Consider the following 15641-nt stretch of genomic DNA (forward strand, 5'->3'; position numbering starts at 1 on the left):
CAACTGAAAAAATTATGAAAGGACTTTGGTTAGAAAATAATCAATTACAATTACGTACCAATATTCCTATTCCTGAACCACTACCAGGAGAGGCTTTGGTGCGGGTTTTGCGGGCGGGAATTTGTAATACTGACCTAGAATTAATTAAAGGTTATTATCCTTATACTGGCATTATCGGCCATGAATTTGTTGGTGTTGTTGAACAAGGTCCCAAACAGTTAATTAATCAAAGAGTGGTTGGTGAAATTAACGCTGCTTGTGGTGATTGTCGTTTTTGTCGGCGGGGACAACCAACACATTGCGAAAATCGGACAGTTTTAGGAATTGTTAACCGTCATGGTGCATTTGCAGAATATCTATCTTTACCTGTTGAGAATTTGCATCTTGTTCCTGAAAATGTCTCTACAGCAGCCGCAACTTTTACTGAACCCATAGCCGCAGCTTTGGAAATTCAACAACAAATACAAATATGTAAAGATGACCGAGTATTAGTAGTTGGAGATGGTAAACTGGGACAATTAATAGCCCAAACTTTAGCCTTAACAGGTTGTGAATTATTAGTAGTTGGAAGACATAAAGATAAATTAGTAAATTTAGCAGCGAAAGGAATTAAAACTGGTTTCGCTGATAGCGTCACTGATAGATACTTTGATATCTCTGTTGATTGTACAGGAAATCCTGAAGGTTTTAATATTGCTCGTCGGGCTTTACGTCCTCGTGGTATATTAATCTTAAAAAGCACCTATGCGGGAAATCTCAGTTTAGATGCTTCTGCTTTAGTGGTAGATGAAATCACCCTCATTGGTTCTCGTTGTGGTCCCTTTGTTCCAGCATTGGAATTGTTAGCGACGGGAAAGGTAGATGTTCAATCTTTAATTGATAGTCATTATCCACTTTCTCAAGGTTTAGCAGCTTTTGAGAAAGCCAAAACTAAAGGAGTTTTAAAAGTGTTGTTAGAAATGAGTTTGTAATCAGAATTGATAGGATTAAGATATCAACAGATTTTAACGCCATACCTGGATCTGCATAATATCAAAATGATAGTCGTAGTGTATTTGGTGGTAATGATTGTGAATATATTTGTTCTGCGAGAATTTGATCATGATTTACCGATGTATCCAAAAATCCACTTCCTTTATTTACAGAAGTAAAGTTTATTGGTTTTTTTGGTGGTAAATAACCACGTTGACCCAGAAATTCCATGATGGCATTTTCAATAATATCATTAGCAGGTAACACATTTTCCTGATCGTTAATATAACTATTCAGTGCATTTGCTAATGTATCTGGTAATGTGATATTTAGGGCTTGCATAGGCTGTTATTGCAAATTATGTCTATATTATATTATTGTCTGCATCAGGATTTACAGGACTATTTATTGATAATTCATTCATGTTGACTATATACATTTTAATTTTGAATATTCTGAGTTGTCAGATACCTAACTTTTTTCTACATTTTCTCATTTATCAATATCAATTATATCAAAAGTCGGTTATCTTTTATCTTTAGATGCAAATTAACATCCTGTAAATCCTTTAATCCTGTAAATCCTGATATGGCTACGCCACGCTACGCTATCAGACATTAATCAGGTAGAGACATTAAACATCTCTACCAAAATTTATCAACCTCTAAACTTCCAACGCCTTTTCAGCTTGGAAATGCAGCAATAACCCATATTCCAAACCTTCAACCACAGCTTGATAAGAAGCCTCCAAAATATTGCTAGAAACTCCTACAGTAGTCCAGCGTTGTTGACCATTACCTGATTCTACTAAAGCGCGAGTTTTAGCAGATGTTCCCGTATTTCCATTGAGAATTCTCACCTTATAATCAGTCAATTCAAAATCGGCAATTTGGGGATAAAAATTCACTAAAGCCTTCCGCAAAGCGGCATCCAAAGCGGCTACTGGTCCATTACCTTCTGCGGCTTCGAGAATATTTTTACCATTAACAGCAACTTTCACAGTTGCTAAAGAATTAGTAGATTCCTTCATTTCCACCAAATCACAATGGACTTGAAAACCTTGAACTTCAAAAAACTGCTGACGACAGGATAAAGCCTCATACATCAAAAGAATAAAACTAGCTTCTGCGGCTTCAAATTGATAGCCTTGACTTTCCAATTCCTTCATGCGGTGAAGAATTTGTCTAGCTTGGGGATGATCCTTATCTAATTCAATCCCACAACTGCGAGCTTTAGCTAAGACATTACTTAAACCAGACTGTTCAGAAATGACAATCCGGCGGTGATTTCCGACCAATTCCGGTTGAATATGTTCATAGGTTAAAGGATTCCGTGCCACCGCAGAGACATGAATTCCCCCTTTATGAGCAAAAGCCGAAAGTCCCACAAAAGGTGCGTGTTCGTCAGGTGCGAGATTAACAACTTCACTGACAAACCGACTAGCTTCTGTAAGCTGATTTAGCTGGTGTTCACCGATACAACTATAACCCAGCTTTAGCTGTAAATTGGGAATCACAGAACACAGATTTGCATTACCGCAACGTTCCCCATAACCGTTAATTGTTCCTTGTACCATTCTAGCTCCAGCCATAACTGCCACTAAGGCATTCGCCACCGCCATTTCTGAATCATTATGAGTATGTATTCCTATTTGGGGAATTTTTTCTTGACAACTAACCCCTTCGGGGTTCGTCAGTCGCTCATGGGGGAAACCCCCAAGACCGCGCTGACTCACAACTGACAACTGACCACTGACAACTGACACAATTTGCGAAACTTCATGAGGTAAAGTCCCACCATTGGTATCACATAAAACTAACCATTCTGCACCTGCTGTGACTGCTGCTGTCAACGTCTGTAAAGCATAATCAGGATTTTGCTTATAACCATCAAACCAATGTTCAGCATCGTAAATTACTCGCCGTCCTTGAGAACGCAAATACTCGATTGTGTCGCCAATCATGGCTAGATTTTCCGCCAGACTGGTCTTGAGTCCGGCTGTAACGTGCAAATCCCAAGATTTACCGAAAATTGTCACCCAGCGCGTATCTGCCGCCAAAATCGCTTGGAGCATGGGTTCATCTACTGCTTTGGTGTGAGGACGACGGGTGGAACAAAAAGGGACAACTTCTGCTTGTTTGAGGGGATTTGTTTGAAGTTGCTCGAAGAATTGGACATCTTTGGGATTTGCTCCCGGCCAACCACCTTCAATAAAGGGTATACCCAATTCATCAAGTTTGTGAGCAATGCGTAACTTATCTTCTATGGACACTGACAGTCCTTCTCGTTGAGTTCCGTCGCGGAGAGTAGTGTCATAGATCCAAAGTTGATTTGAGGGAGTTGTGGTCATAAAAATTGGGTGAACCGTTGGTTCAACACTGACACCTGAGAGACAAATTTGCGGCGATGTGCCAATATACAACAAAACGCTATTTCGGTAATTTCAATATCCCTCAGTTAGTAAGGCCAAGTAAATTAATTGAGTGTAAAGAAGAGGCTGGGGATAAGGTACACAGAGATGATCAACTGTCGAGGCATTGGCACTTATGGTACTTATGCGGTTACAGTAGAAAGTGAGGTGTCCGCAGTGAGTTAGCCTAAGCAAACACAGCGATAGCGTTCGCAAAGCGTCCCGGAGGGAACTAGCACAATCTAGGAATCGCTTCCTTCCCATTCTCCTACAAACGGCCTGGGTTTAACTTGCCAAATTCAGGTTTTAGGTGATGTCAAAGTAACTAGATTTTATGGGTTTTGGGGTCAAGGTTCTCAATTAGTTTAGATACCAGAAGGTTAACAAGGAGAGAAACAAGATGGGTAGATGGACACCCTTGATTTTAATGGCTGGCGGCGTAGCAATTTTACTAGGTACGTTACTGGGAATTAATTTTCCTATGGGCGGACAACAAACTGCTAATGTTCCCCAAGGACGCAAAGAATCTAGCGTTCTTCCCGCTAATATTAATGTTAATAGTGCTGCGAATGGGAATGATTCGGAAAATACTAGTAGTAATGAGTCAGAAATTTCCAGCGGAAACAATTCTAATTCTGCCAGTGAAAACCCTCGGAATACCCGTGTAGCTCAAAGTAATGCTTCTACAGAGACTACCAACAATTCTGCTAATACTACACAAGAAACAAGTGATAGTAATAAAAGTTCCAGTTCTACAAATGACAGTTCCAGTTCTGACAATGAAACTTCTACTACAGAACGTAATTCAAATTCTGGTAGCAATACCAATCAAAACAAAGCACCAATCCGGGCTTTGTGGTAACTAGGGAAAAATTTAGTTAGAGGTCAAAGGTCAAAATTAAAAAACTCATGACCAATGACCAATTTCCACCCCCTCTGAGCCATTTATGAGTTATTAGTTATTTACTAATAACTAATTGACTAATGACTAATGACTAATGATGTTTTAATTATTGGTGGTGGTATTATCGGGTTGGCTTGCGGTATTGAACTCAAATTACGGGGTGCAAATGTAACTGTAATTTGCCGTGATTTTACTGCCGCAGCCAGCCATGCAGCAGCGGGAATGTTAGCGCCTGATGCGGAAAATATTACTAATGAGGCGATGTTGTCTTTATGTCGGCGATCGCGTAATTTATATTTAGACTGGACGGAAAAATTAACAAAATTAACCGCCACAAAAGATTTAAACAATACAGGTTATTGGCCTTGCGGTATCCTCGCACCATTGTATCAACAACCTGAAAACCAGGAACACAAAAACGCTAACTGGTTAGATAAAAATACGATTAACCAATATCAAACAGGTTTGGGTGCAGATGTGGTTGGTGGCTGGTGGTATCCTGAAGATGGGCAAGTTGATAACAGGGCTTTAATGAAAGTTCTGCGAACTGCGGCTACCTCTTTGGGTGTTGTTTTCCAAGATGGAATTACAGTAGAAGCGATTTCTCAACAACAGGGAAAAGTTATTGGTGTACAAACTAATACTGGGTTACTTCTCGCTGATCATTATCTTTTAACTGCTGGTGCTTGGACGAATCAATTATTACCTTTACCAGTGCGTCCCCGCAAAGGACAAATGTTGAGCGTGCGAGTCCCGGACTTTGTGACTGAATTACCTTTAACCAGGGTGTTGTTTGGTGAAAATATTTATATTGTTCCCCGCCGCAATCGCTCTATCATTATTGGTGCAACTAGCGAAGATGTAGGATTTACTGCCCATAATACCCCTGGGGGCATTCAAAGTTTATTACAATCAGCTATACGACTATATCCCCAACTAGAGAATTATCCTCTACAAGAACTTTGGTGGGGATTTCGTCCCGCTACTCCCGATGAGTTCCCTATTTTGGGTCATAGTTATTGTAGTAACTTAACCTTGGCTACTGGTCATCACCGCAATGGTATTTTACTTGCACCAATTACAGCCACATTAATTGCTGATTTGATTTGTGAACAAAAAGCAGATCCTCTTTTAGCTAATTTTCATTATTCTCGCTTTTCTACTGTGTCATCTACTACTACACCAATGTTAATTCACGCGACTCCTGCCACTAACGGACACCGTAACCCAGAAATATCAGATTTAATTGTTCCCGATTCACCATTAATTATTGCCGGCAAAAGCTTCAAATCTCGGTTAATGACGGGAACCGGTAAATATCGCAATATCCGAGAAATGCAGCAAAGTGTCGCTGCTAGTGGTTGTCAAATTGTCACGGTAGCTGTGCGACGGGTACAAACCAACGCCCCAGGACATGAAGGTTTAGCAGAGGCACTAGATTGGAGTAAAATCTGGATGTTACCCAATACCGCTGGCTGTCAAACCGCAGAAGAAGCGGTGCGAGTGGCACGGTTAGGACGGGAAATGGCGAAGTTATTGGGACAGGAAGATAATAATTTTGTTAAGTTAGAAGTGATACCTGATGCCAAGTATTTATTACCTGATCCCATTGGCACTTTACAAGCTGCGGAACAGTTGGTAAAAGAAGGTTTTGCTGTATTGCCTTATATTAATGCTGATCCCATGTTAGCCAAGAGACTAGAAGAGGTGGGTTGTGCCACGGTTATGCCTTTGGCTGCCCCTATTGGTTCGGGACAAGGACTGCAAACAACTGCCAATATTCAGATTATTATTGAAAATGCCCATATTCCCGTAGTGGTAGATGCCGGCATTGGTGCGCCCTCTGAGGCTGCTGAGGCGATGGAATTGGGGGCGGATGCGTTATTAATTAATAGTGCGATCGCCCTGGCTGAGAATGCCCCAGCAATGGCTTATGCGATGAATTTAGCAACGGTAGCCGGTCGCATGGCTTATTTAGCCGGCAGAATGCCCACGAAGGATTACGCTAGTGCTAGTTCACCTTTGACGGGGACTATTACGGGCTAATTTGTATTTACTTAGATCCCCGACTTCTTGAAGAAGTCGGGGATCTGATTTTCTTCTAAAACCTGACTTTTATATTTGATCAGATCACCAGAATCTTTGCCATTTTGTTGTTTAAGACGTTTCTTGAGCTTAATTTCTATAGAACTATTAATATCAGGTGTGGGATTTCTATTTAATACAATACGTGCATATATTTTAAATTCTTGAAGTTCTGGTATTTCATCTTTTAGTTTATTTATAGATGAATCTATTTGGCTAAGTGCTTTTTGTAAATCATGTCCCTTTAATTCTACAAAAAACGCTGATTTATCTTCACAGGATAAAATTAGGTAATCACATCTTTCACCTTCTTTAATTAAGCAACCATCAACCTTAATCTTACAAATCTCTTTACCGTTTTTATTGGTGATTCTATACTCTTGTTTATTTCCTGAATCTCTGACAACTATGGTTTTTCTAGTATCACAAAATTCCTTACATTCACTTTCTCTAAATAAATCGTTACACATAGTTATTCATCCAGGTTGAACAAATCATTAAATTTGTTATTAATTATACTGGATGCGCTATCTATTTTTTCCGCTTGAATTAATTTTAGTTCTTCATCAATAATTGATTCATAGCCATTTTCAGAAATAAAGTAAGCTGAAATGCGATTTGGATCAATCCAACTTTTACTATTAACAATACTTTCTACTGCTTCTCTTTCATCACCTATTTTATTTTTACCTACTTGATAAGCATATAAAAGATTATTGAAAGCAGATAAAATATAAGGACTATGAGTAGTTATAATTATTTGATTATTATAAACATTTGCTAATAAACCAATCAGTTCTACAATATCACTTTGGGTTTCAGGATAAAGATGTGCTTCTGGTTCTTCAAATATTACGGAAACACTCGTTTCATCTAAAATATATCGAAATATCAGCAATAAAATCCAGACAGATTCTTGTTGTCCTGAAGAAGCATATTGTAGTTTCACATATTGGTTATTTTTAAAATAAATTCTTTCTTTATCAATATCAGCATTAAATCTATATTCACCTTTGAGGATTTTTTTTAATAGTCTTGATAAATCATCAGCTAGATTTAAAGCGACATCTTTATTCTGAATGAGAGTATTTAAGTCATTAGTAAAGTAAGTTTTTAATAAATTAATTCTCTCAACAAAAGATTTGGTAAAATAGTCTAATGTATCTGGATTTTTGATTTCTTGAAGTTGATCTGTTAATGTAGACATCAAACTTCTACCAGCAGGAATAAATACGGATGAGTGTGTTTCTTCAAATATTTTATCAATACGTGATTTGAAATTTTTAAACTGTAATCTTTTATCTGATTCTATTTCTCGTAATTCTTCTAATGATTTAAATTTATTTTGTTGTTCTTGAAAAATTATTTTGTAATTTAAAATTTCTGTAACTAGCAGCTTTAATTCTTTCTCAAGTATTAAACTTAATTTAATATTTAGATGATTGTCAGATTTATAAATTGTTATATGTTTGTCGTTTGAGTATTGATACTTAACACAAAATGATTCACAATTTTGTTTTAAACCGAAATATTTAAGAAAATTTATTTTTATATGATTTAATAATACATACATAGAATCTTTAAACTGCTCTAAATTAGAATTATAAAGAGAATCAATTATTTCATCTTTAATAGATTTAAATATAAAAATAGATTTACTAATTGTACTTTTACCACTTGCTTGGGGTCCAATTAACAGCATTATATCCGTAACATCAGCCTCAAATTTTTTAACAGGACCAAAATTTTCTATAGAGATTCTTTGCATAATTATGATGTTTTGATTGAGATTCAAAAATATAAATCACTATGAACAGTGTAACAAAAATTTGATGGCAAATAGTCATGTAACTGAACTTCGCGCTTAAGAGGATGTTTGAAAAGTGGTATTCCGTAATTTTCATCACATTGCTACCCCCCTTTCCCCTTGTAAAGGGGGGAAACAATAAAAATCCAGTTCCCTCCCCTTTACAAGGGGAGGGTTAGGGTGGGGTAAAAAATATTTGATACATCAACCATAACTTTTCAAACACCCTCTAATTAGGAATGAATTCTCTTCCTGAATTGACAGTCAGGTGAAATAGAATAGCACAAAATTAAACATAAATTGTCTATTTTGTCAAGACAGCAGCCAAAATCCCAGAAACTTTGATTAATGTAACTATTTTTATGAGAGTGCTGTAAAATTTATTTAACATTAAGTAAAGAAAGATAATAAGGAATCACTTCATGCCTTACACAAACGAAGAGGGTGGTCTTCTCAATAACTTTGCTAAAGAACCCAAGCTTTATCAAGCTGAACCACCAACAAACTCCCAAAAGCGTAATTATATTATCTTAGGAATTGCAGCGATGCTTTTAATTGGAGGGGTAATTTTTGTCGCTTTCACTGTCTCTAATGTTAGCTAATTGGAAAACTGCCCTTTAGTAGCCTTTCCTGATTTCAGGTTCTTATTTTGATCAAGAGCCTGATTTTTTGTTAGAATAAAAAAATGCAAGTATAATTATCGTCTTTTTTTAAGATTCTAGCCCACAAAACTTGATTCATCCTGAAAAAGAAAACATCTCTGTGAAAATCCAAATTATAAGATGTGACATTAATATTTAATTTATTCAGTCAGGATGTATACAGAAAATAGGGCTAAAACTCAACTAAATACAAGCGTGAATGAAACTGTACATACAGAAAACATTAGTTTGAATCGGCAAGTATATCAACGCCTAAAACTTGCTCTGAGTCTGGGTTTACGTAGACAAATCCTATTTGCTATATGTGATAATTTACATTTAAGAAATCGGATAGCAGCGCGGTTACACTCCACTCTAGCTTATCCAGTGGGTAAGGTCATATATCAGCGAGCTAATGTGGGAGATTTTAGCACGCCAGCTTATCCGCGATTAGTCACTCTGCGTCTAAATTTAAGTGATCCTAATCCTATAGCGCAAATCAATCAATGGTTAGCTAATTATCCACCCCCTAAGGTGGGAGGATCAACAGATAATCCTGGCCGTCCCTTACCAATGCCGGGATTTCAGATTGTCGGGGTAGAAATGCTGACTAAAGAACCAGTAGCAGTACAACGTTTATTTTTAAATTATCTCCGTTTAGGTGAACAGCATTTATCAAGTCAGGAATCTAGTCACTTTGTAGAATCTAGTCTTTTATTTTGGGTTTCTCGTCCTTGGTTGTCTGCGATTCAGCAATCAGCAGCAAAATTTTGGCATTGTCGAACCGGCGTATTTGTATTTGCAGGAGAACCGACACCAACTATAGATAATAGAGGTTATCCAGAAAAATTTGCAGATTCCTATAATTTAGGTCAAGAAAATTTAGAGCATTTAGTTGTTAATGAAGAGGAAGTTTCTCAAGACATCAAACAAACAAATGAGTTTGATTTGCCTTTAACTTCAACCACAGATTTAACACAAATACCAGATAAATTTCCGGTTCAATCTCCTCAAATAACAACTAATCAGCATTTCCCTTCCTTATCTCATATTAACCAGGAGTTGCAAGGATTAATTAAGGCAACAATAAATGCTGATGATAGTGATCAAATTCAACAATTACTCTGGGAAATTGAACAGTTACATATTCAAACAGCTAAGGGAGAAGAGTTAGGGATAGCTTATCAGAATCTTGGTAATTTCTATCGGTTGCAGATTGAGCAAGGACAAGCAACTGTGGAAAATTTGATGATAGCAATTCTAGCTTATCAGGAAGCAGTTAATTATGATGAAAATTCTCCACAACTTCCAGATATTTTGAATGATTTGGGGACACTTTACTGGATGTTGCACCGCATCCCTGATAATTCTGAAGAAGCAAAAATTTATATTCAACAAGGGGTAGACTTTTATAAATTAGCACTCAAGATAATTACAGGTGATACTCAGCCAGAAACTTATACGCGGATTCAAAATAACCTGGGTACTGCCTATGGTGACTTAGCAAAATTTGCTGAACCTGTAGAAAATTGGCAGTCCGCAGTTATTGCTTATGATGAAGCCATTCGTTACCGACAAGAAGAAATAGAACCTTTAAAATATGCTGCTTGTCAGAACAATTTAGGTACAGCTTATTGGCATCTAGGGCAGTACGATCAACCTGTAGAAAATCTCACCAAAGCGATTTCTGCTTATAAGTTAGCAGTCGTTCACTATCAACAAACAAATGATCCCCTAAAATATGCGATGATTCAAAATAATATGGGTACGGCTTATTGGAATCTTTCCCAATATGAACAACCAATAGAAAATCTCCAGTTAGCAATTCAGGTTTATAATGAAGCCCTAAAATATCGAACATCTGTGGATGTTCCTCAATCCTATGCTGCTACTCAAAATAATCTGGGTATCGCTTACTGGCATCTAGCAAATCAGCCACAAACAATAAAAGAAGATCAACAAAAATTCGTAAAATTATGTATTAATGCTTATAAAGAAGCTGTGAATACGGCTCACTCACTTAGTAGTCTACCTTTAAGTTTTGATTTATGGATGACACACAATAATTTAGGATTAGCTCATTATTATTTAGTGATAAATCTGTCTTTTAATGGGGATAAAAAAATGCTTTCTCAACAGTTAGAAGCCGCTTTAGAAAATCATTTACAAGCGTTAAGTGGATTTGATAGACAAACAGAAAATTATCAAACAACAATCAGCTATATTATTAGCACAATTCGGGCTTTTCACAATGAGTTAGGAATTCAAGGACAAAATTTAGCTTTATCTAAGCTTCCAGGACATTTATTGCCAAATGTCTTACCTAAGTTGTAATTTGGTAATTGGTAATTGGTAATTGGTAATATGAAAGAAACAGTTTTAGGGGTTCGCAATCTACAAGTTGAATTTATCAGTGACAGCAGTAAAGTAAAAGCTATTGATGATATTAGTTTTCAGCTACATCAGGGTGAGACTTTAGGAATAGTGGGAGAGTCGGGAAGTGGAAAGTCGGTTACGGCTTTAGCAATCATGGGTTTGTTGCAATATCCAGGAAAAGTGAGTGGAGGGAAAATTTTCTTTTCTCGGACAAGTGGACAACCGCTGGATTTATTAGCATTATCACCTCAAGAAATGCAGCTTTATCGAGGTGGTGATATTGCGATGATTTTTCAAGAACCAATGAGTTCTTTAAATCCGGTTTATACTATCGGGTTTCAGTTGCAAGAAGCTATTATGCGACATCAGAATGTAAATGCAATTGAAGCGAAAAGAATTGCGATCGCGGGTTTACAAGAAGTTAAACTTTTAGCTAGTGATGAACAAATTGAGGAACAGTATCTTGATCATAATTTATCTGCATCAGGTAGTTTTAAATTAGCACAGTTGGTGAAAGAACACAAAGAAGCTATGTTGGAAAGATATCCCCATGAGCTATCTGGAGGACAATTGCAACGAGTTATGATTGCCATGGCTATCTCTTGCAATCCATCTGTATTAATTGCTGATGAACCAACTACAGCCTTAGATGTGACTGTGCAAGCGACAATTCTAGCATTGTTATATGAACTGCAACAAAGTCGCAATATGGCAATGATTTTTATTAGCCATGATTTGGGGTTAATTGCGGAAATTACTGACCAAGTAGCAGTGATGTATAAAGGTAAAATTGTCGAATATGGTGCAGCAGCACAAATTTTCAATAACCCCCAACATCCTTATACGAAAGGACTTGTAGCTTGTCGTCCTAGTTTGAATCGTCGTCCCCACAAACTGCTGACTGTTTCTGACTACATGAGGGTGACAGAAGATGAATTTGGAAAAGTGACAATTCAGAGTAAAGAACCTGCACAACCAGCAGAAACTACTAGGGACGAGACTAACGCAAGATTAGCAAATATTAGTTCACAAACACCTCTGTTGACTGTTAGTAACTTAGAAGTGGGTTTTCCAGTCCGGGGGGTATTTGGCAGCACAAAACGTTACCATAAGGCTGTAAATGGGGTTTCCTTTGATGTTTTTCCGGGAGAAACCTTGGGATTGGTGGGAGAATCTGGTTGCGGTAAAACTACTTTAGGTAGAACATTGCTGCGATTAATCGAACCGATGAGCGGTAAAATATTATTTAATGGACAGGATATTACTCACTTGACTGGGAAAACTTTGCAGCACTTACGACGGGAAATGCAAATTATTTTCCAAAATCCTTTTAGTTCCCTCAACCCCCGGATTAAGATTGGGGAAGCGATTGTAGAACCGCTGTTAATTCATGGTGTCGGTAAGTCGAAACAACAGCGACAAGCTAGGGTAGTGGAACTGTTGGAACGGGTGGGTTTAAGTGCAGATGATATGAAAAAATATCCTCATCAGTTTTCCGGTGGTCAGCGTCAACGGGTTTGTATTGCTCGCGCTTTGGCTTTAAATCCTAAGTTTATTATTTGTGATGAGTCAGTTTCAGCTTTAGACGTATCTGTGCAAGCGCAAGTTCTCAATTTATTGAAAGAATTACAAGAGGATTTTCAACTAACTTACATTTTTATTTCCCATGATTTAAGTGTAGTCAAATTTTTGAGCGATCGCATTTTAGTGATGAATCAAGGGAAAATAGTGGAATCAGGGACATCTGACAGTATTTACTTAGAACCAAAAGAAGAATATACACAAAAACTAATCGCTGCAATTCCTACAGGTAGTCCAGAAAGGATCAGAAATAGAATCGGATAATGTCAGATTTAGATCCCCGACTTCTCCAAGAAGTCGGGGATCTTATTGATGATGATCATTTAAATCAATGGGTAAAGTCCGATTTCCTAACATCGCATTTAGTAAAGTTGACTTACCATGATTAAATAGTCCAAATACAGCAATCTGAAAATTAGGATTAACTAAATAATCACAAATATAATTTACATCTTGATGTAGTTGAGAATTTCTATCTAAATTCAATACTTTACAGGTAGATTTTAAAATATCTATTAATTCCCTATAACCTTGATATTTTTGCTGCATGATTATTATTTGTCAATTATATTTTATTAATACTCTTGTTTCTCCAGTTCCTTCTGCTTTGGCGCCTCTGCGTCTGGAGCGTGAGAAAAAATCTGTATTGGGTTTCCTTGCGTCAACCCAACCTACTTATAATTAGCTGTAATAAGCTAAACAAATAGCAATTTCTAAACGAACCTGAGAAACCCGTTCTAAATCATTTATAAATTGCTCAGTTCCCACTTGATAATTCATGATGATTATACTTTATTTAGAGTTTTTAATTTGCGATTCTAAGAAAAGTTTGTAAAAAAGAAAAGCCAAAGCCCCAAAAATAATAATTCCGGCTAAAACTGAGGCTACTCGAACTGCAACTATAGTTGCAACAGCCAAACCAAAAAATTTTCCACCAAGAATGATTTTTCTTAGCCAAGGTTTTTGAGATTGTTCTGGTTGATGTTTCTGAGTTTTATAAATAGGTTGATCAATAGCATTGATTTGATCATCCATTTCTCGGAGTCGCTTTTCTAGCTGACGTTGAATGTCTTGATTGTGTTCATGGGGAGATTTCATTAATGTCCACCTTGTTTATGAAATCATTTAGTATATTGTATGATAAATTACGCACAGAAACAACCAAAGCAATATTAACATTGCTAGATTGAGTTTAAATTCAATCTTTTGTACTTGCTTTTCAGAAATTTTCGGGAAGAAGATCCCATTAGAATTGAGATTATAGCAACTTTAATGTATTTCTTCCTTAGCGTCTTTGCTCCTTAGCGTCTTTGCGCGAAACGAAATTACATAAAAATGTCAAAATTTGATTGGGAAAAACTCAGGTAGATGCAAAATGGATATCAAAAATGGATTTGTTGGTACAATTGGTAACACCCCATTAATTCGTTTAAACAGTTTTAGCGAAGAAACAGGTTGTGAAATCTTAGCCAAAGCCGAATATCTGAACCCTGGTGGTTCTGTCAAAGATCGGGCTGCGCTGTATATTATCGAAGATGCAGAAAAAAAAGGACTTCTCAAACCCGGTGGTACAGTAGTCGAAGGAACAGCGGGAAATACGGGAATTGGACTGGCACATATTTGCAACGTCAAAGGTTATAAATGCTTGATTATTATTCCCAATACCCAATCCCAAGAAAAAATAGATGCTTTAACTACCTTGGGGGCGGAAGTTCGTCCTATTCCTGCGGTCCCTTACAAAGATCCGAATAATTACGTTAAACTATCTGGTAGAATTGCGGCGGAAATGGAAAACGCCATTTGGGCTAATCAGTTTGATAATTTAGCCAATCGTATAGCCCATTATGAGACCACAGGTAGAGAGATTTGGCAACAGACAAATGGTAGAATTGACGGCTGGGTGGCATCAACTGGTACTGGTGGTACTTATGCTGGTGTGGCAATGTACCTAAAAGAACAAAATCCGGGCGTTAAATGTGTTGTTGCTGACCCTTTAGGTAGTGGACTATATAGCTATATCAAAACTGGTGAAATCAAAATAGCAGGTAATTCGATTACTGAAGGTATTGGTAATAGTCGCATTACCGCCAATATGGAAGGCGCACCTATTGATGATGCTATCCAAATTGATGATTCTGAAGCCTTGCGTGTTGTTTATCAACTATTAAGAAAAGATGGTTTATTAATGGGTGGTTCAACGGGAATTAATGTCGGTGCGGCTGTGGCTTTAGCTAAACAGTTGGGTCCAGGACATACTATTGTAACTATTTTGTGTGACAGTGGTTCTCGCTATCAATCACGAATATTTAATAGTGCATGGTTAGCCAGTAAAGGATTAGTGATCAATTAGCATTTCTTAGCGATCGCCACATATACCAAATATAGTATCATAGTGGCGATTTAGATGAAGCCCAGTGCTTGGGTGTTACTTCTGATTCTATTATTAAATTATGGCTGGCTGAACGTCTTGATAAAAAAGTTACTAGGAAGTAAAAACAGTAAATATTTGGATATTTTCAGTGAATTAACTGTAAACAAATGTCAAACGTCCCAACTCAGGAACAACCCCTGCCTATTTCTGTAAAAGTATGTCAACATCGTACTTGTAGAAAACAAGGTGCAGAAGAAGTATTAGCAGCTTTACAAGCTTTACCTGCTCCTAATGTGACAATTGCAGCTAGTGGCTGTTTAGGTCAATGTGGTAATGGTCCAATGGTGCTAGTTTTACCCGAAATGGTTTGGTATTGTCGGGTTTTACCTCAAGAAATACCCAGATTAGTGGAACAACATTTATTAGCTGGTAAAATAGTTAAAGAAATGCTTTATTATCGGTTTCATCCCCAGGGATAAAGATCACTGAAAATA

General features: G+C 37.2%; 13 protein-coding genes and 2 pseudogenes. 9 read left to right on the forward strand and 6 right to left on the reverse strand.

The genetic code is table 11. The features are described from left to right. Positions 1–14 precede the first annotated feature (14 nt). Positions 15–971 carry an MDR/zinc-dependent alcohol dehydrogenase-like family protein gene (locus HGD76_RS21820; RefSeq protein ID WP_168697017.1) on the forward strand — a complete coding sequence of 319 codons (957 nt, stop codon included), beginning with the start codon at positions 15–17 and terminating at the stop codon, positions 969–971. Between the two features lie 61 nt (positions 972–1032). Here the strand turns inward: HGD76_RS21820 and HGD76_RS21825 are convergent, their stop codons facing one another. Both HGD76_RS21825 and cimA read right to left on the reverse strand, forming a co-directional pair. Then, on the reverse strand, positions 1033–1314 hold the full coding sequence (locus tag HGD76_RS21825; protein ID WP_148763788.1) for a hypothetical protein: 282 nt from the start codon (positions 1312–1314) through the stop codon (positions 1033–1035). A gap of 322 nt (positions 1315–1636) precedes the next feature. Continuing rightward, complete coding sequence (gene cimA, locus HGD76_RS21830) at positions 1637–3322, reverse strand: citramalate synthase (RefSeq protein ID WP_168697018.1); 1686 nt, start codon at positions 3320–3322, stop codon at positions 1637–1639. Between the two features lie 168 nt (positions 3323–3490). Here cimA and HGD76_RS25615 point away from each other — a divergent pair. From HGD76_RS25615 to thiO, 3 genes and pseudogenes are all read left to right on the forward strand, one after another. After that, a pseudogene (locus HGD76_RS25615) lies at positions 3491–3751 on the forward strand (hypothetical protein). Between the two features lie 31 nt (positions 3752–3782). Further along, positions 3783–4244, forward strand: coding sequence for a hypothetical protein (locus HGD76_RS21835; protein ID WP_168697019.1), 462 nt, complete (start codon positions 3783–3785; stop codon positions 4242–4244). A gap of 129 nt (positions 4245–4373) precedes the next feature. After that, positions 4374–6332 (forward strand): glycine oxidase ThiO, encoded by a 1959-nt coding sequence (thiO, locus tag HGD76_RS21840; RefSeq protein WP_168697020.1) that lies wholly within the window; start codon positions 4374–4376, stop codon positions 6330–6332. Between the two features lie 11 nt (positions 6333–6343). Here thiO and HGD76_RS21845 read toward each other — a convergent pair whose 3' ends face one another. Continuing rightward, positions 6344–6841, reverse strand: a complete 498-nt coding sequence (locus HGD76_RS21845) for a hypothetical protein (RefSeq protein WP_168697021.1) — start codon at positions 6839–6841, stop codon at positions 6344–6346. Between the two features lie 2 nt (positions 6842–6843). Beyond that, entirely contained in the window at positions 6844–8139 is a 1296-nt protein-coding gene (locus tag HGD76_RS21850) for an AAA family ATPase (protein ID WP_168697022.1), read from the reverse strand. Between the two features lie 461 nt (positions 8140–8600). Between HGD76_RS21850 and psb34 the strand changes: the two genes are divergently transcribed. The 3 genes from psb34 (at position 8601) to HGD76_RS21865 (ending at position 13040) form a co-directional block, all read left to right on the forward strand. Then, positions 8601–8780 carry a photosystem II assembly protein Psb34 gene (gene psb34, locus HGD76_RS21855; protein WP_168697023.1) on the forward strand — a complete coding sequence of 60 codons (180 nt, stop codon included), beginning with the start codon at positions 8601–8603 and terminating at the stop codon, positions 8778–8780. Positions 8781–8993: 213 nt separating this feature from the next. Beyond that, complete coding sequence (locus tag HGD76_RS21860; RefSeq protein WP_168697024.1) at positions 8994–11153, forward strand: tetratricopeptide repeat protein; 2160 nt, start codon at positions 8994–8996, stop codon at positions 11151–11153. Positions 11154–11183: 30 nt separating this feature from the next. After that, entirely contained in the window at positions 11184–13040 is a 1857-nt protein-coding gene (locus tag HGD76_RS21865) for an ABC transporter ATP-binding protein (RefSeq protein ID WP_168697025.1), read from the forward strand. A gap of 60 nt (positions 13041–13100) precedes the next feature. Here the strand turns inward: HGD76_RS21865 and HGD76_RS21870 are convergent. After that, a pseudogene (locus HGD76_RS21870) lies at positions 13101–13325 on the reverse strand (dynamin family protein); the annotation flags it as partial. A 243-nt stretch (positions 13326–13568) separates the two neighbouring features. Continuing rightward, positions 13569–13874, reverse strand: a complete 306-nt coding sequence (locus tag HGD76_RS21875) for a glutathione S-transferase family protein (protein ID WP_168697026.1) — start codon at positions 13872–13874, stop codon at positions 13569–13571. 277 nt (positions 13875–14151) lie between these two features. Here HGD76_RS21875 and HGD76_RS21880 point away from each other — a divergent pair, with 277 nt between their 5' ends. Further along, positions 14152–15126, forward strand: a complete 975-nt coding sequence (locus tag HGD76_RS21880; RefSeq protein ID WP_168697027.1) for a cysteine synthase A — start codon at positions 14152–14154, stop codon at positions 15124–15126. A gap of 188 nt (positions 15127–15314) precedes the next feature. Then, a complete protein-coding gene (locus HGD76_RS21885) occupies positions 15315–15626 on the forward strand; it encodes a (2Fe-2S) ferredoxin domain-containing protein (RefSeq protein ID WP_148763768.1) in 312 nt (103 codons plus the stop codon). Positions 15627–15641: the final 15 nt, after the last annotated feature.

The sequence above is a fragment of the Dolichospermum flos-aquae CCAP 1403/13F genome (assembly GCF_012516395.1).
GTDB classification, from domain to species: domain Bacteria; phylum Cyanobacteriota; class Cyanobacteriia; order Cyanobacteriales; family Nostocaceae; genus Dolichospermum; species Dolichospermum lemmermannii.